At 62.0% G+C, this 21,949-nt stretch carries 22 protein-coding genes; 7 read left to right on the forward strand and 15 right to left on the reverse strand.

The features are described 5' to 3' along the window. Nucleotides 1–30: 30 nt before the first annotated feature. Together EV664_RS03645 and EV664_RS03650 are read right to left on the reverse strand one after the other, a co-directional pair. Nucleotides 31–216: a DUF1328 domain-containing protein gene (locus EV664_RS03645; RefSeq protein ID WP_133494345.1), complete on the reverse strand. Its 186-nt coding sequence runs from the start codon at nt 214–216 to the stop codon at nt 31–33. 724 nt (nt 217–940) lie between these two features. After that, complete coding sequence (locus tag EV664_RS03650; RefSeq protein ID WP_133494346.1) at nt 941–1,429, reverse strand: Dps family protein; 489 nt, start codon at nt 1,427–1,429, stop codon at nt 941–943. 312 nt (nt 1,430–1,741) lie between these two features. Between EV664_RS03650 and rpmG the strand changes: the two genes are divergently transcribed. Next, on the forward strand, nt 1,742–1,909 hold the full coding sequence (gene rpmG / locus EV664_RS03655; protein ID WP_133494347.1) for a 50S ribosomal protein L33: 168 nt from the start codon (nt 1,742–1,744) through the stop codon (nt 1,907–1,909). Nucleotides 1,910–2,029: 120 nt separating this feature from the next. On the opposite strand, the gene EV664_RS03660 is transcribed toward rpmG, so the two are convergent. Next, complete coding sequence (locus EV664_RS03660; protein ID WP_133494348.1) at nt 2,030–2,392, reverse strand: response regulator; 363 nt, start codon at nt 2,390–2,392, stop codon at nt 2,030–2,032. A 39-nt stretch (nt 2,393–2,431) separates the two neighbouring features. Here EV664_RS03660 and EV664_RS03665 point away from each other — a divergent pair, with 39 nt between their 5' ends. From EV664_RS03665 to EV664_RS03680, 4 genes are all read left to right on the forward strand, one after another. Continuing rightward, nucleotides 2,432–2,722 (forward strand): DUF3572 domain-containing protein, encoded by a 291-nt coding sequence (locus EV664_RS03665; RefSeq protein WP_133494349.1) that lies wholly within the window; start codon nt 2,432–2,434, stop codon nt 2,720–2,722. Then, nucleotides 2,707–3,354, forward strand: a complete 648-nt coding sequence (locus tag EV664_RS03670; RefSeq protein ID WP_133494350.1) for an HAD family hydrolase — start codon at nt 2,707–2,709, stop codon at nt 3,352–3,354. The genes EV664_RS03665 and EV664_RS03670 overlap by 16 nt, the downstream gene beginning before the upstream one ends. After that, the gene (locus EV664_RS03675) at nt 3,351–3,812 is read left to right on the forward strand and encodes a RidA family protein (protein WP_133494351.1); all 462 of its coding nucleotides are present in this window, start codon (nt 3,351–3,353) and stop codon (nt 3,810–3,812) included. Before EV664_RS03670 ends, EV664_RS03675 begins: the two co-directional genes overlap by 4 nt. 186 nt (nt 3,813–3,998) lie before the next feature. After that, complete coding sequence (locus EV664_RS03680) at nt 3,999–4,841, forward strand: TorF family putative porin (protein ID WP_133494352.1); 843 nt, start codon at nt 3,999–4,001, stop codon at nt 4,839–4,841. Between the two features lie 447 nt (nt 4,842–5,288). Here the strand turns inward: EV664_RS03680 and EV664_RS03685 are convergent, their stop codons facing one another. From EV664_RS03685 to EV664_RS03725, 9 genes are all read right to left on the reverse strand, one after another. Continuing rightward, a complete protein-coding gene (locus tag EV664_RS03685; RefSeq protein ID WP_133494353.1) occupies nt 5,289–5,702 on the reverse strand; it encodes a DUF3035 domain-containing protein in 414 nt (137 codons plus the stop codon). Then, nucleotides 5,695–6,213, reverse strand: a complete 519-nt coding sequence (lspA, locus tag EV664_RS03690; protein ID WP_133494354.1) for a signal peptidase II — start codon at nt 6,211–6,213, stop codon at nt 5,695–5,697. Before lspA ends, EV664_RS03685 begins: the two co-directional genes overlap by 8 nt. Next, the gene (gene ileS / locus EV664_RS03695; RefSeq protein ID WP_133494355.1) at nt 6,210–9,140 is read right to left on the reverse strand and encodes an isoleucine--tRNA ligase; all 2,931 of its coding nucleotides are present in this window, start codon (nt 9,138–9,140) and stop codon (nt 6,210–6,212) included. The genes lspA and ileS overlap by 4 nt, the downstream gene beginning before the upstream one ends. 241 nt (nt 9,141–9,381) lie before the next feature. Then, nucleotides 9,382–10,311 (reverse strand): bifunctional riboflavin kinase/FAD synthetase, encoded by a 930-nt coding sequence (locus tag EV664_RS03700; protein WP_133494356.1) that lies wholly within the window; start codon nt 10,309–10,311, stop codon nt 9,382–9,384. Between the two features lie 57 nt (nt 10,312–10,368). Continuing rightward, nucleotides 10,369–11,217 (reverse strand): N-carbamoylputrescine amidase, encoded by an 849-nt coding sequence (gene aguB / locus EV664_RS03705; RefSeq protein ID WP_133494357.1) that lies wholly within the window; start codon nt 11,215–11,217, stop codon nt 10,369–10,371. A 41-nt stretch (nt 11,218–11,258) separates the two neighbouring features. Further along, the gene (locus EV664_RS03710; RefSeq protein ID WP_133494358.1) at nt 11,259–11,702 is read right to left on the reverse strand and encodes a hypothetical protein; all 444 of its coding nucleotides are present in this window, start codon (nt 11,700–11,702) and stop codon (nt 11,259–11,261) included. A 66-nt stretch (nt 11,703–11,768) separates the two neighbouring features. Then, complete coding sequence (locus tag EV664_RS03715) at nt 11,769–12,755, reverse strand: NADP-dependent oxidoreductase (protein ID WP_133494359.1); 987 nt, start codon at nt 12,753–12,755, stop codon at nt 11,769–11,771. A 73-nt stretch (nt 12,756–12,828) separates the two neighbouring features. Next, nucleotides 12,829–13,809, reverse strand: coding sequence for an agmatine deiminase family protein (locus EV664_RS03720; protein ID WP_133494360.1), 981 nt, complete (start codon nt 13,807–13,809; stop codon nt 12,829–12,831). A 42-nt stretch (nt 13,810–13,851) separates the two neighbouring features. Beyond that, nucleotides 13,852–15,459 (reverse strand): M28 family metallopeptidase, encoded by a 1,608-nt coding sequence (locus EV664_RS03725; RefSeq protein ID WP_229668114.1) that lies wholly within the window; start codon nt 15,457–15,459, stop codon nt 13,852–13,854. Nucleotides 15,460–15,630: 171 nt separating this feature from the next. Here EV664_RS03725 and EV664_RS03730 point away from each other — a divergent pair, with 171 nt between their 5' ends. After that, on the forward strand, nt 15,631–17,646 hold the full coding sequence (locus EV664_RS03730) for an alpha/beta hydrolase family protein (protein WP_133494362.1): 2,016 nt from the start codon (nt 15,631–15,633) through the stop codon (nt 17,644–17,646). Between the two features lie 77 nt (nt 17,647–17,723). On the opposite strand, the gene rpsD is transcribed toward EV664_RS03730, so the two are convergent. Both rpsD and EV664_RS03740 read right to left on the reverse strand, forming a co-directional pair. Beyond that, nucleotides 17,724–18,338 carry a 30S ribosomal protein S4 gene (rpsD, locus tag EV664_RS03735; protein WP_133494363.1) on the reverse strand — a complete coding sequence of 205 codons (615 nt, stop codon included), beginning with the start codon at nt 18,336–18,338 and terminating at the stop codon, nt 17,724–17,726. 166 nt (nt 18,339–18,504) lie between these two features. Beyond that, nucleotides 18,505–19,176, reverse strand: a complete 672-nt coding sequence (locus EV664_RS03740; RefSeq protein ID WP_133494364.1) for a YoaK family protein — start codon at nt 19,174–19,176, stop codon at nt 18,505–18,507. 125 nt (nt 19,177–19,301) lie between these two features. Between EV664_RS03740 and EV664_RS03745 the strand changes: the two genes are divergently transcribed. Then, a complete protein-coding gene (locus EV664_RS03745) occupies nt 19,302–19,934 on the forward strand; it encodes a trimeric intracellular cation channel family protein (protein WP_133494365.1) in 633 nt (210 codons plus the stop codon). Between the two features lie 18 nt (nt 19,935–19,952). On the opposite strand, the gene sppA is transcribed toward EV664_RS03745, so the two are convergent. Beyond that, the gene (sppA, locus tag EV664_RS03750) at nt 19,953–21,848 is read right to left on the reverse strand and encodes a signal peptide peptidase SppA (RefSeq protein WP_133494717.1); all 1,896 of its coding nucleotides are present in this window, start codon (nt 21,846–21,848) and stop codon (nt 19,953–19,955) included. Nucleotides 21,849–21,949 lie beyond the last annotated feature (101 nt).

Here is a 21,949-nt window from a genome sequence, read left to right on the forward strand (position 1 = left end):
AGCCGAGCCCTCGCCGGTTCGTCGTCACCGTCAGTCGATCGCGTCTTTGACCTTCTTGCCCGCCATCAGGCCGAGCACGAGGAAAATCACGAACAGCGCCAGCGCAATGAAGAACAGTATCTTGGCGATACCGATAAACGCACCGCCGATGCCGCCAAAGCCCAGCACTGCCAGCACGATACCGATGATCAGAAACGTAAGTGCGAGTTTGAGCATGAAAAATCTCCCTGTTGATTCGCCATGTCAGCGCGCGGAACGCGCCGCTGGTTCCCGGGGGGAGCGAGCGATTGCTGTTTTTTCCGTACCGGATCGGCCCCGTGATACGAGCCTGCCGTAACCCGGACTTACTGCCAGGATCGTCTTCGCGAGGAACGCAGCGACGCCGCGATCGGGCGAGGCATGTGCCGCCCCTGGGTTGCCGCGCGCCTTCGGGGCTCGCAATGGTCGCTGTGCTCCTCGCGAGGGCGCGTTCGGGCTTGGGTGGTGGCAGACGGTAGCGGCCCCGGCCTTCGCCGGGCGACGCTTGTAGAAATCGCGGTGCATACAAGCCGCTAACCATATGCGTCGCCCCGGCGGGAGGCCTGGGCTGATGGCGTGTGCCGCTATGGTGGTGTGGAGCGGGAGCGGTTAATGCGGCGTCATGCCAGGCTGCGGGCGGTGCGGCCCTCTGGATCGCTTGCCGCTGCACCTTTCACAGGTTCGGATCGACGAAAGGCCCGTTACTCAGCCAGAAAGCCGATATGTGACGCGATAGGCAGATAGAAATCTTCTCATCCCTCCCGTTCGTGTCGAGCGCAGTCGATCCACGTTTACCGTCGCTATCGACCTCACGCTTCCCGACTTCGCTTCGTAAGCAATCCGTTCAAATATACCGCACGTAAAAAGGGGCGCCCCGCGACGCGGAACGCCCCCTTTGCATCAACCGGCTCCGGCGCCGCGATCAGCGGCGGCTTGCCTCGAACAGGAACCAGGCGCGTTCTTCGGCCTGGTCGGTCCAGTCGTCGAGGATGCCGCTGGTGGCATTGTCCTTCGCTTCGTCGACAATGTCCTTCGCCTTACGCAGGCTGGCGACCAGCGCGAGATTATCCTCGCGCAGTTCGGCGAGCATGTCTTCGGGCTTCACGAAATCGGCGTCATTGTCCTTGATCGACTGATGCCGGGCGACATCGCCGATCGAACGCAGCGTCGTATTGCCGGTCTTGCGCACCCGCTCGGCAATATCGTCGGTGGTCGCAAGGATTTGCGCTGCCTGTTCGTCGAGCATCAGATGATAGTCGCGGAAATGCGGGCCCGAAACGTGCCAGTGGAAGTTCTTCGTCTTGAAATACAGCGCATAGCTGTCGGCCAGAATGCCGTTCAGCGCCTGCGCCACGGTTTTGGTCTGATTGTCCTTAAGGTCGGTCGGCGTGTCGAGTGCGGTATCGGCCATGATGCAGATTCCCTTTTGTTGAGTCTTCGAAATTCGTTACACTAACGATCCCTGTGGCGATTGTGTCCCCGCAAACCGCCAAAAATAGCCGATCACAGCAATCGATATTCTGGATCAAAGGCTTACAAAATTTTCTGCATTCATTGGCTGCCGATCGGTACTTTTACCGGGTCGCAATGGGTATTCCGGCAGCAGCGCTTGACAAAGCGCCCCCTTTTGCGCCATGCGGCGGCGACTGTGAGCGGCGGGCCCGGCCTTGCTGGGTGATCGCCGCTTTTTACGTTTAATCGAACCCTCGAAGGACATTGGGTCATGGCCAAGCCGACCACCGTGAAGATCAAGCTCGTCAGCTCGGCTGATACCGGCTTCTTCTACGTTACGAAGAAGAATCCGCGTAACCAGACCGAAAAGCTGAGCTTCCGCAAATATGATCCGATCGCGCGCAAGCACGTCGATTTCAAAGAAGCAAAGATGAAGTGATTCGCCGGCGGGCATCGTCCCGCCGTGTGATCATCGCGAATCGAATATCGGGCGGCGCATTCGTGCGCGCGCCCTTTTCCGCGCGTGTCGTACCAGATGCGTCCCGCGCCGCCGAGTCGCTCAGACCAGCGCGAGCACCTCTTCCATGAACCGCGCCACGCCGATCGGCTTCGACACATAGGCATTGGCCCCGGCAGCGCGCACGCGCTCTTCATCCTCGCGTCCGACATAGGCGGTCACCGCCATAATCGGCACATCTTTCAACCCGGTATCGCCGCGCATCTGCCCGATCAGTTCGAGTCCCGTGACATAGGGCAGATGGATGTCGGTGATGACAAGGTCGGGTTCGACTGCGCGCGCGCGTTCGACCGCGTCGCGCCCGTCGCGAACGGGCTCGGCGGCAAAGCCGTGCGCGCGCAGCAGATCGCAAAATAATTTCAGATTGAGTTCGTTGTCCTCGACAACGAGTACGGTCTTTGCCACGGCGCTATCTGTCCCATTCCCACAGGCATGCTTTTACCGATGACAGCGCGCGACACCAGCCCGAAGGACGATCCGGCGATCATTGCGCTCGGCGCGCTGGGGTGGATTTTGCAATCCGATTCGCGCGGTGAACGATTTCTGGCGCTGACCGGACTCGATGTCGACACGCTGCGCGCCCGCGCAGGCACGCCGCATATCATGATGGCGGCGATCGCCTTTCTCGAAAATCACGAACCCGATCTGATCGCCTGCGCCGACGCACTGGATCGCGCGCCCGCCGATCTGGTAAGCGCGCGCCGCGCTCTGGAGGATATATGCGACCGCTGCTGATTACCGATTGCGACGAAGTGCTGCTGCACATGGTGCGCCATTTCGGCGCCTGGCTCGACGAAGCGCATGATATCGATTTCCACATCGAACACGGTAGTTTCGAGCAGGCGATCCGGCGGCGCCCCTCTGGCGATCCGGTCCCCGCCGAGGAAATGTGGTCGCTCATCAGCGGCTTTTTTCCGGGTCAGATGGACCGCCAGACGCTGGTGCCCCATGCCGAAACCGCGCTGCGCACCATCAGCGGCGTCGCCGATATCGTAATCCTCACCAATTTGCAGGACCATTGCCGGACGCACCGGATCGATCAGCTGGCGACGCACGGCATTCGCCACCGCGTCGAATGCAATCAGGGCGGCAAGGGCAGTCCGGTCGCGCGGCTGGTCGCGGAATTCGGCAACCCCGTGACCGTGTTCGTCGACGATCTCGCCACCCACCACCAGTCGGTGGCCGAGCACGCGCCTGAGGTTCACCGCTTGCACATGGTCGCTGAACCTGCGCTCGCCCCGCATATTCCCGCTGCGCCGCATGCGCATGCGCGCATCGACGACTGGCGCGCGGCATGCGACTGGATTTTAGCACGTTTTCTGGGCGCTCCCGCTGCGCTCGACCCACAGGAGGATGGACGGCAATGACGGATATGATCGATGCACGGCTGAAAGAGCTCGGCCTCACCTTGCCCGAGGCGGCAGCGCCGGTGGCTTCGTATTTGCCGACGGTGGAACATGGCGGCCTGCTCCATATTTCGGGGCAGCTTCCCTTTCTCGACGGCGCGCTGATGACCGGGCGCCTGGGTGAAGACCGCGATGTCGACTATGGCAATCAGGCGGCGCAGCGCTGTGCGCTGATGCTGGTCGCGCAGATGCGCCGCGCGCTGGGCGATCTTTCACGCGTCGAGCGGATCGTGAAGCTGGGCGTGTTCGTGAACAGCGCGCCGGGCTTTACCGATCAGGCAAAGGTGGCCAACGGCGCGTCCGAACTGATGCAGGCGCTGTTCGGCGAACCCGGCCGCCATGCGCGCAGCGCGGTCGGCGTCGCGGTACTCCCGCTGGGCGCGGCGGTGGAAGTCGATGCCATCGTCGCGGTGAAATAATCGCAGGCAACCTGTTGCAGCGCAGCAACATAAAATGTCTTGCTTTAAACTTTTACGTAAAATTTATTGTGCAATGGCGGCGAAATCGGCAGGCTTATGTCGTCGCCGTCACCATGCACGCCGAATGATGCACGGGAGGGACGCCGCAGGAGTGACATCGCCACTTTGTTCACAGAAAGGGACACGATGCGCTTCTCCACGATTTTGATCGGCGGCATACTTGCCGCCGCAACCGCTACCCCTGCCATGGCGCAGGATACGGCGCCGCCCGAACCGATCACCATCAGCGGCAGTGCCACGCTGGTCACCGATTATCGCTATCGCGGCGTATCGCAGACCGACAAGGAAATGGCGTTTCAGGCGGGTCTGACGGTTAGCCATGAAAGCGGCGTCTATGCCGGTTTCTGGGGTTCGAACCTTGCCGGATGGGGGACGTTCGGCGGATCGAACACCGAACTCGACCTCTTGGGCGGCGTTGTCGTTCCGGTTGGCGGGGGCGGTAATCTCGACCTCGGTCTGACCTGGATCATGTATCCGGGTGGCGCTGATACCACCGACTTTGCGGAATTGCATGCAAAGCTAAGCGGCGAGATCGGGCCGCTCTCGCTCGCCGCCAATGTCTCCTACGCCCCGCCGCAAAAGGCGCTGGGTAAGGTCTATTATACCGGCGCTGCGGCCGCTGCGGGCACACCCGACGATCCGGGCGATAAGGAAGACAATCTCTATCTGTCGGGCGACGGCGCCTACGCCATCATGAACACGCCGGTGACGCTGGATGCGCATATCGGCTATTCGGACGGCAATTCGGGCCTTGGCCCCAACGGCACCAGCATCGCGCCGACCGGCACCTATTTCGACTGGTCGCTGGGCGGCAGTGTCGTGTACAAATCGCTGACGCTGGGCGTACATTATATCGACACCGACATTTCCAAATCGGATGCGGCCTATCTGCTGCCCAATTTCTCAAAGGGCGGAACGACACCGATCGCCGACGCCACGGTCGTCTTCTCGATCGGGGCGAGCTTCTGATCGCCTGAGCGCTCTAAGGGGCGGGTGAGCCGATCATCCGCTCCCGACACAAAACGCCGCGCCGTCACGTACGACGCGGCGTTTTGTGTATCCGATACCGACCTGCGTTGTTTCGAACCTATGGTACCAATGTCAGGCAATCCGGAGCGTCACACCGCCCGCAGCCCGCCACCATAGCGCGCCACGGCGCCAGCCTGCGCCGGGGCGACGCATTGTGTCAGCGACTTATATGCACCGCGGTTTTCCGAAATCGTCGCCCCGGCAAAGGCAGGGGCCGCACCCGTTTGCCACCCCAACCCAGATCCGCCTTTGCAAGAAGCGCAGCGACAATTGCGAGTCCCGAAGCGGCGCTGCAATCCAGAATTACGCGCCCCACCGGATCGCCGCGCGGCTACGCCGCTCGCCATGACGATTGCCTCAGCGAATGACGCTCATCGCCACAGCTTGTTATTGCGGCGTCGTGACTCGCGCATCCTGACCGTCACCGGCGGGCGCTGCGACGATGCTGCGCGTGGTCTCTCCCTTGTCCACCACCTTGGTATCGGGATCGCCGACCGAGGAGCGGACGCCCGGATCGGACACATCGTCGCCAGCGGCGTTCAGCGCGTCGCGCTCGATCGTGCTGCGCGGTGCAGCGCCGCCGAACATTGCCTGCAATGCCTGGCGCGACGCAGGCTCTTCGTTCGCACGCACCGCGCCCGGCTGCGGCGGGACCAGCGCATAATCGGGCGGGATCACCAGCGGAGGCTGGCGCGCGACGGCAAATTCGTCGGGGCCGCGATTCATCGATGCACTGCGGCTACAGGCGGAGACGAGCACCAGGGCGGTCAGCCCCGCTGCGGTGACTAGGGTTTTACGCATTCGCATTCTCCACTTTGGCGCGCTCGTCCCCCTTTTTGTCACGCACCAGCAGGGCACGGAGCAAAAGGATCAGCACGCCGATCGTAATCGCCGCATCGGCGACGTTGAAGACCAAAAAGGGCTGGAAACCACCGAAATGAAGATCGGCATAATCCACCACGAAACCAAGCCGCACGCGGTCGAGAATATTGCCGAGCGCACCGCCCAGCACCAGCCCCAGCGCGATCAGATCGAACCGGTTCTTCTCCCGCGTGATCCACACCGCCACGCCCAGCGCGATCGCGGCGGTCAGCGCGACCAGCGCCCAGCGGGTCGCCTCGCTATTGGCCGCAAGCAGGCCGAGCGACACGCCGATATTCTCGACATAGCGCAGATTGAAGATCGGCAGGACCGTCATCATGTCGCCCGGCTGGTCGATGCCCAGCGGGCCGGTGACCAGCCATTTCACCGCCTGATCGACCGCGAATATAGCCAGCGCGACGAGCAGGGCCATGATTCGGGTGCGTTTCATGCCTTCACAACCTCAGCGCAGCGGTCGCACAATTCGCCGTCCGCCACGACTTCGGGCAGATGCCGCCAGCACCGCCCGCATTTATGATATGCGGTGCGCTCTACCCGAATTTCGCCTTCGCCGCGATGAACGGCCGATGAAATGAAAATTTCGGACAGATCCTCGGGCGGCAGCGGCATTTCCGGCACCCATACTTCGGCTTCGTTGCTCGACCGGATGGTCTTTTCGCGGCGCAGCGGTTCGATGGTCTCGGTCACCCGCTCGCGCAGCGCACGGATATCGGCCCATTTGGTGCTGATCGCATTGTCACCGGGCAGCGCGGGCAGTTCCGGCCAGGTCAGCAGATGCACCGACCCATCTTCATCCGGGAAGCGTGTCTGCCACACCTCCTCTGCCGTGAAGACGAGGATCGGCGCGGCATAGCGGACCAGCGCGTGGAAGAGGATATCGAGCACGGTGCGATAGGCGCGGCGGCGCTGGCTGTCCTCACCATCGCAATACAGGCAATCCTTGCGAATATCGAAGAAGAAGGCCGACAGGTCCTCATTCGCGAAATCGCTCAGCGCGCGGCCATAGCGATGGAATTGCAGCGAATCGACCGCGCTGCGCAATTCCACGTCCAGCTCGCCGAGCCTGAGCAGGATATACCGCTCCAGCTCCGGCATATCGGCGACGTCGACCTTTTCGGCATCGGTGAAGCCGTCGAGCGCGCCGAGCATATAGCGGAAGGTGTTGCGGATCTTGCGATATGCGTCCCCGGTGCCCTTCAGCACTTCGTCGCCGATACGCACATCTTCGAAATAATCGGTACTGGCGACCCAGAGGCGAAGGATATCCGCCCCCGACTGATCGATGACTTTCAGCGGGTCGACGATATTGCCGATCGATTTCGACATTTTGCGCCCGTTCTTGTCGAGCGCAAAGCCATGGGTCAGCACCGCATCATAGGGCGCACGACCGCGCGTGCCGCTGCTTTCGAGCAAGCTCGACTGGAACCAGCCGCGATGCTGATCTGACCCTTCCAGATACAGATCGGCACGAACGCCCTCGCCATAGCGCGCTTCGATCACGAAGGCGTGCGTCGATCCCGAATCGAACCAGACGTCGAGAATGTCGGTGACCGGCTCATACTCGGCCAGATGATAATCGGCGCCGAGCAGCGCCTGATGATCGGCGGCGAACCATGCATCGGCCCCGCCCTCACGAAATGCCGACAGGATGCGGCCATTGACCGCTTCGTCGCGCAGATAATCGCCACTGGTGCGATGCACATAGAGCGGGATCGGCACGCCCCATGCCCGCTGGCGGCTGATCACCCAGTCGGGGCGGCCCTCCACCATCGACCGGATGCGGTTCTTCGACCGTTCGGGCACCCAGCGCGTATTCTCGATCGCGTCGAGCGCGGTGCCACGCAGCGTCGCGCCATTGTGATTGACCGCGGCGCTAGCCGGGGTGGGCGCGTCCTCATTGACGTGCATGCCGGTTGCTTCGGCAATATCCTCACCCACCGCATGGCCTTCGCGCACGCGTTCGGGCAGCGGCTGGTCGAGCGGCGCATCCATCGGGATGAACCATTGCGGCGTGCAGCGGAAGATGATCTTCGCCTTGGACCGCCAGCTATGCGGATAGCTGTGCGTGAAATCGTCCGACGCGGCGAGCAGCGCGCCCGCTTCGCGCAAATCGGTGCAGATCGGCCCGTCGGACGCCACGAACTTCTTGTTGATGACCGAGCCCTGCCCGCCAAGCCACGCCCAGTCGTCGCGATATTTGCCATCGTCGGTGACCGCGAAAACGGGATCGATCCCGTTCGCCTTGCACAGCAGGAAATCGTCCTCGCCATGGTCCGGCGCCATGTGGACCAGCCCCGTACCTGCATCGGTCGTGACGAAATGCGATCCATCGAGGAACGGGCGAGGCTTTGCGTAAAACTCGCCGCGTGCGTGCATCGGGTGGCGCGCTTTCGCCCCAGCAAGTTGCGAGCCCTCTAGTCCGTGACTTACGAACTTACTCAAAGACTCATTTTCATCGAGACTGTCGGGCTCGTCGTCGAACTTTTCGATTGTTAGGCCAGTTCGAGCCTTGAACTTATCCAAGAGGTCGAAAGCAACGACATAGCGTTTTCCGTCGCTAGCTTTGAAGTGTTGATAATGGATAGCATTGCCGTAGCTAAGCGCCTGATTGACCGGAATCGTCCACGGCGTCGTGGTCCAGATTACCGCATGCGCACCGACCAGCTCCGGCGCATTCGGCGCTTCGATGATCTCGAACGCCACATCGATCTGGGTCGAGGTGATGTCCTCATATTCGACCTCGGCCTCGGCCAGCGCGGTCTTTTCGACCGGCGACCACATCACCGGCTTCGCGCCGCGATACAGCTGCCCGCGTTCGGCGAATTTGAGCAACTCGCCCGCGATGATCGCCTCGCTCTCGAACTTCATCGTCAGATACGGATCGGCCCAGTCGCCGATCACGCCCAGCCGTTGAAACTGGTCGCGCTGCACATCGACCCATTTCTGGGCATAAGCGCGGCATTCGGCGCGGAACGCGACCGGATCGACCTCGTCCTTGTTCAGCTTCTTCTTGCGATACTGTTCTTCCACCTTCCATTCGATGGGAAGACCGTGACAGTCCCAGCCGGGCACATAGGGCGCATCCTTGCCCAGCAGCGTCTGGCTGCGCACCACCAGATCCTTCAGGATCTTGTTCAGCGCATGGCCCATATGCAGGTCGCCATTCGCATAAGGCGGGCCGTCATGCAGGATGAAGCGCTCCGCACCGGCGCGCGCCTCACGCAGCTTCTGATAGAGATTAATTCGCGCCCAGCGGTCCAGAATGGCGGGCTCTTTCTGCGCAAGCCCTGCCTTCATGGGGAAATCCGTCTTCGGCAGGAAGACGGTGTCGCGATAGTCCTTGGTTTCTTCGGTCATCAGGGCCGATGCGTTAAAGCAGGCGCGCGCGCAACAAAAGCGGGAAATCTATGTAACGGGGCGCTTACGCAGAAAATGGCGCAAACGCCCGGCACGCCCATACCCACCTAAACTCGATTCTATCGCAAAATCGTCATTGCGGGCCCCGAAGGGGCGCGGCAATCCGGAGCCGCGTGTGCGTCTCTGGATCGCTTCGTCGCTTCGCTTCTCGCAATGACGATCGGGTCAGCGACTGCACATGCTATCCGCCCGCCGTGAGGATCGCCCGTGCGCGATCGCAATCCTCGGCCATTTGGCGTTTAAGCGAATCCATATCGTCGAACTTCGCTTCGGGACGCAGAAACTCGATCAGATCGACCTCGATCACCTGCCCGTACAGATCGCCCGAAAAATCGAAGAAATAGGGTTCGAGCAATTCGGTCGGCGGGTCGATGCTCGGTCGGATGCCCAGATTCGCTGCACCATCGACCATCCGCCCATCGGGCAGATGCCCACGCACCGCGTAGATTCCGTAGCGCGGCCGCAAATAACTTCCCATGCGCAGATTTGCCGTGGGATAGCCAAGCTCGCGCCCCAGCTTCGCCCCCGGCTCGACCACCCCGCGAATCGCAAAGGGCCGGGTGAGCAGCGCCGCCGCCGCGCGCGGATTTCCTTCGCGCAGCAGGTCGCGGATACGGCTGGACGAGACCACCGCATCGCCGTCACCAACCGGCGCGACCGCTTCAGCGGTAAAGCCCAGCTCCTCGCCCAGCGCGCGCAGCATGGCGACATCGCCCTCGCGCCCCTTGCCAAAGGTGAAATCCTCGCCCGTCACCACTCCGCCCGCGCCCAGCGGCCCGACCAGATGCTCGGCAAATTGCCGCGCCGTCATCCCGGCCAGCGCCGCGTCAAAGGTGAAGACCAGCATCGCATCCGCGCCCGCTTCCCCGAACAGGCGCTGCCGCTGATCCAGCGTGGTCAGGCGAAAGGGCGGCGTGTCGGGCCGGAAATAGCGTACCGGATGCGGGTCGAACGTCGCGACGATCGCCGGACGCCCTTCCTGCCGCGCACGCGCAATCGCGCGCCCGACAACCGCCTGATGCCCGCGATGAAATCCATCGAAATTGCCAAGCGCGACAATCGCCCCCCGATACGGGTCAGCGACCGTCGAGCCACCGTCCAGCCGCTCCATGCCAAGCGCTATAGGGAAGCAAAACGCCGCTGCCAATCGCGCGGCGCGGCGGCGCGATCAGACATCCTGCGCCAGCCGTCCGTACAGTTCGGGGCGGCGGTCGCGAAAGAAGCCCATGCCGGCGCGGTGGCGCTTTGCCCGGTCGAGGTCGAGCGTCGCGGTAATCACGCCCTCTTCCTCTCGCCCAAGCTCGGCCAGCACATCGCCCCATTCGTCGCAGATGAAGCTGGTGCCGTAAAAGGTCTGGTCGCCCTCTTTTCCGATCCGGTTGGCGGCGATCACCGGCACGACGTTCGACACCGCATGGCCCAGCATCGCGCGCCGCCACATCCGCGCGGTATCGAGCTGATCGTCATAGGGTTCGCTGCCGATCGCGGTGGGGTAAAAGAGCACATCCGCGCCCATCAGCATCATCGCGCGCGCCGCTTCCGGATACCATTGGTCCCAGCATACGCCGACTCCCAGCCTCGCCCCCGGACCGTCCCACACCCGAAATCCGGTATTGCCGGGCCGGAAATAGAATTTCTCCTCATAGCCCGGCCCGTCGGGAATATGGCTCTTGCGATACACGCCCGCGATCCGTCCATCGGGACCGATCATGGCGAGGCTGTTATAATGATGCGGCCCGTCGCTTTCGAAAAAGCTGGTTGGGATATGGATCGACAATTCGCTCGCCAGTTTCTGCATGGCGATGACGCTCGGATGTTCGGCGGTTGGCTTTGCGTTGGCGAACAGCGCCTCATCCTCGACGCGGCAGAAATATTCGTCCTCGAACAATTCGGGCGGCAACACCACCTGCGCGCCGCGCCCCGCCGCTTCGCGGACCAGTTCGGTGACTCGCGCGATATTGGCGGCAGTATCGGTGGAAAAGGCGCATTGCAGCGCCGCAACGGTGATCTCGCTCATGCCCGCCTATCTAGTCGCCCCGGACATGGATTACAGCCCCGTCATGCGGCAAGCGCCAGCGTGGCCGGACCGTCCTCGTCATCATTGGCGGAATGTCCCCTTTGCACCCGTGTTCGTTTTGTCCGGGCGCGGGGGCGGAACATGGTCGCGATAATCAGACCAGTCACCTGCCGCATCTTGATACCTGCCGAAACTACCAGCGCCGTCGCGACGATATCGACCAGCGTCGTTACCTCGACCGACGCAAGGATCATGCTCAGTTCCGGCAACGCCATACTGAACAGCAGCATGCCGTCCTGTTCCAGAAGCTGGAACAGCAACAAGCCCAGCACCGCCAGTGCGATCGTCACGATCACCAGCCCGCGATTTAATTCGTTCAGCCTGCGCGCAGGAACCTCGATCAGCGCGCGTTCCAGCGATCGGCGCGCCGGTATGTCGGGCAGCACCAACAGCGCGAACCAGAGAAACAACAGTGCAACGGTCATGCGGGGCTCCCCTTTACAAGGGAAAGTGGCACCTGCGCCGCCCCCGCACAACCTCGGCTCTGCTGCTTATTCCATCACGATCGCGACCTTGCCGCGCAAATGGCCGTTTTCGGCGCGGTCATAGGCGGTGCGGATGTCTTCAAATGCGTGTCGCTCGGCGATGGTGACCTTCAGCTTGCCGTCAGCCATCATCGCGACGACCTGCCCCAGCGCCTTCGGGTCGGGATGCGCCATATAGGTTTCCGCGCGGACCTCATGCTTCGCCGCCGTTTCGCTGTCGGGTTCGGACAAGGTGGTGATCAGCACGCCGCCCTTGCGCAGCACGCTCCAGGACCGGTCGCGCGTCTCACCGCCGACCAGGTCGAACACCATGTCGACATCGGCAACCTGATCCTCGAACTGTTCTTTCTTGTAATCGATCACCCGGTCGGCGCCGAGGCCGCGCACAAAATCCAGATCATCGGTTCCGGCGGTTGCGATCACCTTGGCGCCCTTCGCCTTTGCCAGCTGAACCGCGACATGGCCAACTCCGCCCGCCGCGCCATGGATCAGCACGCTCTGCCCCTCACGCAAATGGCCATGGTCGAACAGGCCCTGCCATGCGGTCATCGCGACCAGCGGCATCGTGCCTGCCTCGACCATATCGACATTGTCGGGAAGCGCGGTCATCTCCATCGCCTTTACGCGAACGAAGCGGGCATGGCCGCCGCGAACCATCTCGCCCATATGCGCGACGATCCGGTCCCCCCGGCGCAGCATATTATGCGCATCCGGCCCCATATTCTCGATCGTGCCCGACACATCACGGCCCAGAATGACGGGAAGCGCAGATTCCTCGACGAACGGCGCTTCACCGTCGCGGATCTTGTAATCCACGGGGTTCACGCTGGAAGCATGAACACGCAGGACGATTTCATCCTCATGCGCCTGTGGCATGTCCAGATCGCGCAATTCCATCGCATCGGCATCACCGAAGCGGGTGAGCACATAGCCGCGATTTTGCAGGTCGGGGCGGGTTTCGCGCGTCGTCAGGGTTTCGCTCTGGTCGGTCATCATCGGTCTCCTTTGCTGCGGGGAACGCAGCGAGGCAGGCCGATGATCCGTCAGGCGATGGCGAATGGTCCGGTCAGGCGGGAATCTGCTGGCTGATACAGTGGAAGCTGCCGCCGCCGGTCAGGATATGGTCGGCGCGAAGCCCCACTGCCTTGCGATCCGGAAACAGCGCACCGATCGCGGCAACCGCGCGGTCATCGCTGTCCTGCCCATAGGTCGGCACCACGACGGTCGCATTGCCGATATAGAAATTCATATGGCTGGCCGGGATGATCTCGCCGCTGTCATCCAGAACGCGCCCCGGCGAGGGGATGCGTACAATCTCTACCCCGAACGCCGCTGCCGCCCGCGCCGCCTCTGCATAGACTGCGGCATTGGGGTCATCCTCACCCGCTGCCTCCGGAAGCGCGAGCCGGTTCGGCCCGACAAAGCGCGCCAGATTGTCGACATGCCCATCGGTATGGTCGTTGGCGAGGCCCTCTTCCAGCCACAGCACGCGCGTCGCGCCAAGGTCGCGCTTCAGCCGCGCCTCGGTCTCCGCCTCGCCCGATTCGGCATTGCGATTGGGGTTGAGCAGGCATTGCCGCGTCGTGACGATCACGCCGGAGCCGTCGCCGTCAATCGCGCCGCCTTCCAGTACCCAGTCATGTTCGGTGATCGCCATGCCCCGTTTTTGGGCCAGCCGCGCACCGACATCCTCATCGCCCGGATATTCATACTTCCGGCCCCAGCCGTTGAAGCCGAAGCGGTGCGCGCGCCCCTCGCCATCCAGAATTACGCCGGTATCGCGCAGCCACACATCGCCGAAATGCTCGACCTCGACGCGAACGCCGGGATCGACCAGCGCGCGCGCAGTGGCGGCGGCTTCCTCGCTCGCCGCGATCAGCAGCACCGTCTCGCCCGCGCCGCCCGCATGGACGGCATCGGCAAACGCTGCCGTCTCCCGCTGCGCCGCTTCGAATGCATCCCCCCACAGCTCTTGATGGCTGGGAAAGCCGATCCAGACGGCCTGATGCGGTGCCCATTCGGGCGGCGGAGCGTGAACGATGGTCATGGCGCGGGCACCTACCCGCTTCTGTGCAATCGGAAAAGCCCGTTACTCAGCGGCGCGCGACTGATCGCGGATTTTGCGAAATTCCGACGATTCATACCAGTTGGGCCAGCTTGTCCCATCGGCAAGCTCGCGGCCCATTTGATAATAGACCGTCAGATCCTGGATCGCGCCCGACCAGTCCCAGTTGGGATCATATTCGTCCTGCGGCTTGTGATAGCGTTGGTCGACATAGTCCTTGTCCGCGGCCTCGCCGGCCTCCTTGCCGCCCTTAACCAGATCGTTACCGCCCGCCGCGTCGAGCATCGGCACGCCCTTTTTGGCAAAGCTGAAATGGTCGGAACGATAATAGCCGCCCGCCTCGGGATGTGCTTCGGGTTCGATGGCGCGTTCCTGCGCCGCGACCAGCGGGCGGACCATATCCTCAAGCTCGGATTTTCCCGCACCGGTGATCACGAAATTGTTCACCCGGCCCTTCACGTTCAGCACGTCCATATTGACGCCGCCAACCGTTTTGGCGAGCGGGAATACCGGGTTTGCGGCATAATAGGCCGACCCCAGCAGCCCCGATTCCTCGGCCGTCACCGCCAGATAGACCTGACTTCGTTTGGTCGGCCCCGCTTCGACATTCGCCTTTGCCAGCGCGACCAGCCCCGCAACCCCGCTCGCATTGTCGAGCGCACCGTTGCAGATATCATCGCCTTGAATCGCGTCGCATTTGCCGAGATGGTCCCAATGCGCCGAAAACAGCACGACCTCATCGGGTTTTTCGGTGCCGGGCAAAATGCCGACGACGTTCTTAGACGCCTGACGCCGGATCGAATTGACGAAGCCGGTGGACGCTTTCACGCCCAGCGGCACCGCCTTGAACCCTTTATGCGTTGCAGCCTCGGCAAGTGCGTCGAAATCCTTACCCGCTGCCGCGAACAGCTTCTTTGCAGGATCGAGCTGAATCCAGCCGATCACCTTCGACTGGTCCATATGGTCGCCGGCAATATCGGGTTCGAGCTGCGGCCCGGTCCAGCTCGACCGCACCACGCCCCAACCATAAGCGGCGGGTTCGGTCTGATGGACGATGATCGCGGCGGCAGCACCCTGCCGCGCCGCTTCCTCATATTTGTATGTCCAACGGCCATAATAGGTCATTGCCCGCCCTTCGAACGGGCCTTCACGCGATGCGGTCTTCCAGTCGGGATCGTTGACGAGGATGACGACCGTCTTCCCCTTCACATCCACGCCCGCATAATCGTTCCAGCCGCGCTCAGGCGCGTTGATGCCATAGCCGACGAACACGACATCGCTGTTCAACAGGTCGATTTCCGGCGTTACGCGATAGGTCGCGACGACCATATCGGTGCGGTAATCGAGCGAAAGCGGCTGTTTGCCTCCCGTGAAGGTCAGCGGCTTTACGTTCTGAGCGGTAATCTGAACGAGCGGCACGTCCTGCAGCCATTTGCCGTTGTTTCCCGGCTTCAGCCCCGCCGCCTTGAACTGGCTGACGATATATTCAAGCACCGCAGGCTCGGTCTCGCTCGCCGGAGCGCGCCCTTCGAACTTGTCGTCCGAAAGCTCTCTGGTCACCGTTTTCAGCGTATCGACCGAAATATCGGGCGCTGCCGGTGCGGTTTGCGCATGGCACACAGTACAAACCATTGGCATCACCAACAAAATTGCTGCCGACAAACGCATCGCCTTCTCCTGAAAACTATATCTGCCCCAGCTTGCCGAAAGCCATACCCCACGTCCAGCCATGGCACCTTTGCATATGGCATTGCGGCGTGACCCGCGCTGCGGCAATCTGACCGCGAGGGGAGAAATATATCGATGCGTCATTCGTTGCGAAGCGTTACGCTTACGGCTCTGCTAGCCAGCTCGGCAATCGCTTATGGTGCGACACCGCCGCCGAGGACCGACAGCCATAGCCTGTCGGAAACGGCAAAAGCGTTTGGCCAGTTGCCCGATATTCAAGCCATCAGTCTGTCGCCCGATGGCAACCGCGCTGCCATCGTGACACCAAACCCGATCGATGGCGGCACCGTACTTGCCATTTCGTCGCTCGAAGGCACCGTATCCACCAAGCCCATTCTAAAGGTTCCCGGCGGCTCCGCGCGGATCCGATATTGCGGCTGGATCTCCATGCATTCGCTGATCTGCAAATTGCAGGTGACGGCAGATACCTATGCGCTGGGCCAGGCGACCGTAACCACCCGCCTGCTCGCGGTTAAGGATGATGGTAGCGACCAGAAAGTGCTTTCTTCTCAGGCTACTCCCTTCTCGCTTGGATTTTCAAACATCGGGGGATCCATTGTCTATCGCGGAAGCCCTGATCATCCTGATGCGCTCGTCACACACGACTATATTCCGGAATCGACGACCGGTACGCATCTGGCCAACACATCCGAAGGGGTGGGTCTGGATGCAATCGACCCCGACAGGTTCAGCGCAAAGATGGTAGAGCGCCCCACGGCGATCAGCGACGATTATATCGCCGACATGCAGGGCAATGTCCGCATTCGCGTACTCGACCCGGTGAGCGCGAACAGCAGACTCAACAGTCAGCTCGTTTTTCAGTTTCGCGAAGCGGGAGGCAATCAGTGGCGTGATTTCAGCAGCTATGACCGCCAGACCGAACAGGGCTTTTATCCCGTCCTGGTCGATTCCAAGCAAAATATTGCTTATGGATTTGCCAATCTCAACGGTCGCCGGGCCTTGTTTACCAAGCAACTTTCGGAAGGCAGCGCGCCGAAACTCTTATTCTCCCGACCCGATGTCGATGTCGACGGTTTGCAAACGATCGGGCGGCGCGCGCGCATGGTCGGTGCGAGCTATACAACCGACTTCGAACATATTGAGATGTTCGATCCCCAATTGAAATCGCTGCTCGCATCTTTTCACAAGGCGCTACCCGATCTTCCTGTCCTTAGCGTGGACGATGCGAGCGACGACGAATCGATATTGCTCATTCGGGCAAGCAGCGACACCGATCCGGGCCATTATTACGTTTTTGACAAGAAAACCGGTCATCTCGACGAGGTTTTCCGGATTCGCCCGCAGCTCAAAAATTACGCTCTGGCGCCGGTGAAGCAGGTCACCATCCCCGCCGATGACGGCGCCTTGATACCGGCATATCTGACCATGCCGGTAGGCAGTGACGGCAAGAACCTTCCCGCCATCGTTCTGCCGCACGGCGGCCCGAGCGCGCGCGATTCATGGGGGTTCGACTGGCTGAGCCAGTTTTTTGCTGCGCGCGGCTTTGTCGTGCTGCAACCAAATTATCGCGGTTCCTCCGGATATGGCGACAGCTGGTTTCAGAATAATGGTTTCCGGTCGTGGGACCGGGCGATCAGCGATGTCAACGACACGGGGAGGTGGCTGGTAAAACAGGGTATCGCCGATCCGGCTAAACTGGCGATCGTTGGATGGTCCTATGGTGGCTATGCCGCCTTGCAGAGCCAGGTTCTCGACCCCGATCTGTTCAAGGCAGTGGTAGCAATCGCGCCGGTCACTGATTTCGAACTCACCAAGGACGAGAGCCGCAATTATACCAATTACGGTCTGGTGGCAGTGTCAGTCGGCTCCGGCGAGCACATCGCATCAGGTTCCCCCGCACGCCACGCCGATAGTTTCAAGGCGCCGGTGCTGATGTTCCACGGCACTTCCGATGCGAATGTGGACATCATGCAATCGCGCGTCATGCTGGACCGGTTACGCCGCGCCGGAAAACAGGCCGATCTGGTGACGTTCGACGGCTTCGACCACCAGCTTGCCGATGCGAAGGTCCGGGCCGAAATGCTGGAGAAAGCCGATCAGTTTCTGCACAAAAGCCTGAACATCAAATAAGCAACGCGGACAGCCAGCGCACAAAAAAAGGGGAGCGAAACTTCGCTCCCCTTTTGATAAGCTTGGAAACCTTCGGATCAGCGCGAATAGAATTCGACGACCAGGTTCGGTTCCATCTTCACCGGATAGGGCACTTCGTCGAGCTGCGGCACGCGGGTGAAGGTCACCTTTGCTGCGCCGTCGGGAGCGACATAATCGGGAATGTCACGCTCGGGCAGGCTCTGCGCTTCGATCACCAGCGCCATTTCCTGCGCCTTCGAACCCAGCGTGATTTCGTCGCCCGGCACGACGCGGCGCGACGCGATGTTGCACTTCACGCCGTTGACGCGGATGTGGCCATGGCTGACGAGCTGACGCGAAGCGAAAATGGTCGGCGCGAACTTGGCGCGATACACGACCATGTCGAGGCGCTGTTCCAGCAGGCCGATCAGGTTCTGCGAGGTATCGCCCTTCATGCTCGAAGCTTCCTCATAGGAACGCTTGAACTGCTTTTCGGTGATGTCGCCGTAATAGCCCTTCAGCTTCTGCTTGGCGCGCAGCTGAATGCCGTAATCCGACATTTTGCCCTTGCGGCGCTGGCCGTGCTGACCGGGGCCATATTCACGCTTGTTGACCGGGCTCTTTGGACGACCCCAGATGTTTTCGCCCATCCGGCGGTCGATTTTATACTTGGCGCTCGAACGCTTCGACATATGTCTCTTTCCTTAACTGCGAACAACGAAGACCGGAGCGCCGCTTTCACAAACGGCCCGCCGATCAGGTCCCGGTCATCGCCCGCCCATCGGGCAGGACCGCCGCTTCACCGGGGTGCGGGGTCGATCACGAAGTGCGCGCAGCTAGCCGCGAAGCGCGCGAGAGTCAAGCGATGTGCTCATCCCGCTGCAACAGCCGGGTTCGCGCCATGATGCCGAGCAGCGCCGTCATCACCGCCGAAACCAGCGCGGCGATCCAGAAACTGCGATCCGCCGCCGAACGATAGGCGATCGCGCCCAGCACCGTGCCGAGCAGAAAGCCCAGCCATAGCGCCAGATCGCGCGCCCATCCGAACCGACTGCCTGTGCCCATCAGCGCATTGGCGAGCCGCTGCCCGAAACGCACCAGCGTCCCGGTCATATAGGTCAGTCCGATGCGGATATCGCCGTCGCGGCTGAACACGCCATTTTCCGCCCCCATCGCTGCGGCAAGCGAAAGCACGGCGAGCCCGGTGAAACCGGTCATCTGCAAAATGGCGGCAAGGACCAGAAACACAGTACAGCTGAGCATCACCACGCCATGCGCAGGGCCGCGAACCGCATCGGCGACGATCGCCGAGATCACCACGCCGCACAGAAAGGCGAGCAGCAACGACCCTGCGGTAAACACCGGGCCCCAGTCGGAATCGCCGAGGCCGATACCGAACTGGGTGGTATTGCCGCTCATGAACGAGGCAAAATAGCCGCCGATACTGGTATAAGCGAGGACATCGACGAAACCGGCCAGCGCCGCAAGCAGAAGCGCGATGCCGAAAAGCGGGACAGGGGTACGTTGCATGGGACATCTTTTCGCGCATCGCGGCGCTGCTTTCCAGCCCCCGCGCATGCGAAAAATGATGAAAATCGGTCATTGCGGCAATCCCGATGGTTGCAGGAGCCGCAAAAGCGATTAGGGGGCGCGCCATGACACCCCCCGTCGCCTGGCAAATCGGCCCGCTCCTGCCCTGGCTCGACCTGCTATCGGTCGCGGTATTCGCCGCCACCGGTGCGGTTGCAGCCACGCGCGCGGGCCAGACGCTCGTCACCGCCATGTTCTTTGCGCTGATTACCGGCGTGGGGGGCGGAACCCTGCGCGACCTTCTGATCGACGCGCCGGTTTTCTGGGTCCATGACCGGGTGGTCGCCGGGATCTGCATCGGCGCGGCGCTGACCGTCTGGCTTACGCCCGAACGCTGGTGGCAGGGAAAGCTGTTTGCGTGGCTCGATGCTGTCGGGCTTGCCGCCTATGCGGTGTTCGGCGCGGCGAAATCGATGGGCTTTGGCATTCCGCCGGTCCCTGCTGCGGTGCTGGGCATCGTCAATGCCTGTGCAGGCGGCATTATCCGCGACATGCTCGCCAACGAACCGTCGATCCTGATGCGGCCGGAGCTCTATGTTACTGCGGCCGCGCTGGCAGCGGCAACTTACGTCACGCTGCATCAGTTCGATACGCCGTCTTTCGCCGCAGCGATTATCGCGACCTTTGCCGGGTTCGGGCTTCGCGGCGCAGCGCTGCACTGGCGGATCGCGCTTCCCGCCTATCGCGGAAAGCGCTGATCCGCCCCGACGGCGAAATTATTGCGCCGCGTGCTGAAGGAAGAGGCTGACCAGCTTCGTATCTTCAGGCGAAGGCGCGACCGGCCCCAGCCCCGCGCATTGCAGGCAGCGCGCCTGAACCGACCCGGCATCGACCAGCCGCCGTGCATCGCCGAACGCCTGTGCCAGCATCGCGCGCCGCTCCATCCCCACCCGGGCGAACAGATCGGTCGTCGCATCGGCGCTGACATGGTCGTTATCCTTATCATCGCTTTCGCGCAGCAGCGATGCGATCAGCTGTTCGAACTCGCCCGGCTTTTCGGTCAGATATTCGGCATGGACCTTTTTGGGGTCGAGCTTCGCGCGCTTCGCCGCTTCGGCAATGGCATCGTCCAGCCCGCCGAACTTGTCGACGAGCCCCAGCTGACGCGCATCGCCGCCGACCCACACGCGGCCCTGACCGATCTCATTCACGCGCTCCGGCGTCATCTTGCGCGATTTGGCGACGAGGCCGACAAAGCGAGCATAGCCGTTCTCGATCTGCGATTGCAGGATCTGATCGAATTCGGGCGTGGTGCCCGCATAGATATCGGGCTGCCCCGATAGCGGCGTGGTCTTCACGCCATCGGCATTCACCCCGATCTTTTTCAGCGTATCCTCGAAGGTCGGGATGATGCCGAAAATGCCGATCGAACCGGTGATGGTATTGGGTTCGGCGAAGATTTCCTCGCCCGCCGTCGACACCCAGTACCCGCCGCTCGCAGCGAGCGATCCCATCGAGGTTACGACCGGGATGCCCTTCGCCTTTGCCTGAAGCAGCGCCTGACGAATCTGTTCAGACGCAAGCGCCGATCCGCCGGGCGAATCGACGCGAACCACCAGCGCCTTCAGCTTGTCGTCCTTCAGCGCATCGAGGATCAGGCGCGAAATCGTCTCCCCGCCCGCCATGCCCGGCTTCGCTTCGCCATCGACGATCTCACCCGCAACGGTGATGACGCCGATCGCGTCGCCGGTCGTCGGCAGCGGATGCGCGTCGAGCCAGTCCTGATAACCGATCGCTCTGAAGCTCCCCGCCGGACGGTCATCGGGCGTACCCGCAATCTCCGCCACGCGCTTCCCGAACGCAATCCGGTCGCCCATATGATCGATCAGCTTCGCGTTCATCGAAGCCTTGGCCAGATCGCCGTTCGCTGCGGCAATCAGCGTTGCCGGGTCAGCGACCATCGCCTTGATATCGGCCTGTGGCCGCAGCTTCGCGACCATTTCCTGCCACTGGCTGAAAATCGATCCGTACAGCGCCTGCATCGCCTCTTTCGCGGCAGGCGACTGGTCGGAGCGCATATAGGGTTCGACCGCCGACTTATAGGTGCCGACGCGATAGATATGCGCGTTGACGCCGAGCTTATCGAGCAGCCCCTTATAATAAAGCTGCGACCCGCCCGGTCCGCGGATCAGCACGCCGCCCATCGGATCGGACCAGATTTCGCTCGCGGCAGAGGCAAGCATATAGCCCGAATCGGTATAGGCAGTGGCATAGGCCAGCACGGGCTTTCCGCTTTTGCGGACATCGGCGATCGCGCTCGCCACGCTGGTCAGCGCGGCGGGATAGCCGCCCATGAACCCGTCCAGGTCAAGCACGACCGCCTTCACCCGGTCATCGCCCTTCGCCGCTTCCAGCGCTCGGGTAACGTCCTGAAGCGCGAATTCGTGCGGGATCGCCTGACCGGTCAGTGCAGCCGTCGGATCGATCCGGGCAGGCTGTTCGGTGATCGTCCCATCGAGCGCGAGAAACAGGGCGCCGTCCTCGATCGCCTTATTGTCGGGACGTGCCGACAGCACGGCGAACAGGCCGGCAAAGAAAAGGAGCAGCAGCGCGAGCACCAGCGCATCCTTGATCCCGACCAAAATTTTCCAGGCGCCGCGTACCAGTCGCACCATTGCTTCTCCCGCACATTTCGCCGCCCAATACGGCGCGCACCGGCGTACACAAAGAGTCTTACCCCGGCAATACGCCCGCGCTCCCGCCAAAAAAGCAA

It is taken from the genome of Stakelama pacifica (assembly GCF_004361835.1).
In the GTDB taxonomy this organism is placed as follows: domain Bacteria; phylum Pseudomonadota; class Alphaproteobacteria; order Sphingomonadales; family Sphingomonadaceae; genus Sphingomonas; species Sphingomonas pacifica.

Excerpts from the sequence above, each read along its gene's own strand:
- ileS (WP_133494355.1), bottom strand. The coding sequence starts at position 9,140 with ATGACCGAAGAAACCAAGGACTATCGCGACACCGTCTTCCTGCCGAAG.
- EV664_RS03700 (WP_133494356.1), bottom strand. The coding sequence starts at position 10,311 with ATGGAGCGGCTGGACGGTGGCTCGACGGTCGCTGACCCGTATCGGGGG.
- EV664_RS03745 (WP_133494365.1), top strand. The coding sequence starts at position 19,302 with ATGACACCCCCCGTCGCCTGGCAAATCGGCCCGCTCCTGCCCTGGCTC.
- EV664_RS03665 (WP_133494349.1), top strand. The coding sequence starts at position 2,432 with ATGACAGCGCGCGACACCAGCCCGAAGGACGATCCGGCGATCATTGCG.
- EV664_RS03740 (WP_133494364.1), bottom strand. The coding sequence starts at position 19,176 with ATGCAACGTACCCCTGTCCCGCTTTTCGGCATCGCGCTTCTGCTTGCG.
- EV664_RS03645 (WP_133494345.1), bottom strand. The coding sequence starts at position 216 with ATGCTCAAACTCGCACTTACGTTTCTGATCATCGGTATCGTGCTGGCA.
- EV664_RS03715 (WP_133494359.1), bottom strand. The coding sequence starts at position 12,755 with ATGACCGACCAGAGCGAAACCCTGACGACGCGCGAAACCCGCCCCGAC.
- EV664_RS03675 (WP_133494351.1), top strand. The coding sequence starts at position 3,351 with ATGACGGATATGATCGATGCACGGCTGAAAGAGCTCGGCCTCACCTTG.
- EV664_RS03670 (WP_133494350.1), top strand. The coding sequence starts at position 2,707 with ATGCGACCGCTGCTGATTACCGATTGCGACGAAGTGCTGCTGCACATG.
- rpmG (WP_133494347.1), top strand. The coding sequence starts at position 1,742 with ATGGCCAAGCCGACCACCGTGAAGATCAAGCTCGTCAGCTCGGCTGAT.
- EV664_RS03710 (WP_133494358.1), bottom strand. The coding sequence starts at position 11,702 with ATGACCGTTGCACTGTTGTTTCTCTGGTTCGCGCTGTTGGTGCTGCCC.
- EV664_RS03720 (WP_133494360.1), bottom strand. The coding sequence starts at position 13,809 with ATGACCATCGTTCACGCTCCGCCGCCCGAATGGGCACCGCATCAGGCC.
- EV664_RS03725 (WP_229668114.1), bottom strand. The coding sequence starts at position 15,459 with ATGGTTTGTACTGTGTGCCATGCGCAAACCGCACCGGCAGCGCCCGAT.
- EV664_RS03730 (WP_133494362.1), top strand. The coding sequence starts at position 15,631 with ATGCGTCATTCGTTGCGAAGCGTTACGCTTACGGCTCTGCTAGCCAGC.
- lspA (WP_133494354.1), bottom strand. The coding sequence starts at position 6,213 with ATGAAACGCACCCGAATCATGGCCCTGCTCGTCGCGCTGGCTATATTC.
- rpsD (WP_133494363.1), bottom strand. The coding sequence starts at position 18,338 with ATGTCGAAGCGTTCGAGCGCCAAGTATAAAATCGACCGCCGGATGGGC.
- EV664_RS03680 (WP_133494352.1), top strand. The coding sequence starts at position 3,999 with ATGCGCTTCTCCACGATTTTGATCGGCGGCATACTTGCCGCCGCAACC.
- EV664_RS03685 (WP_133494353.1), bottom strand. The coding sequence starts at position 5,702 with ATGCGTAAAACCCTAGTCACCGCAGCGGGGCTGACCGCCCTGGTGCTC.
- EV664_RS03650 (WP_133494346.1), bottom strand. The coding sequence starts at position 1,429 with ATGGCCGATACCGCACTCGACACGCCGACCGACCTTAAGGACAATCAG.
- aguB (WP_133494357.1), bottom strand. The coding sequence starts at position 11,217 with ATGAGCGAGATCACCGTTGCGGCGCTGCAATGCGCCTTTTCCACCGAT.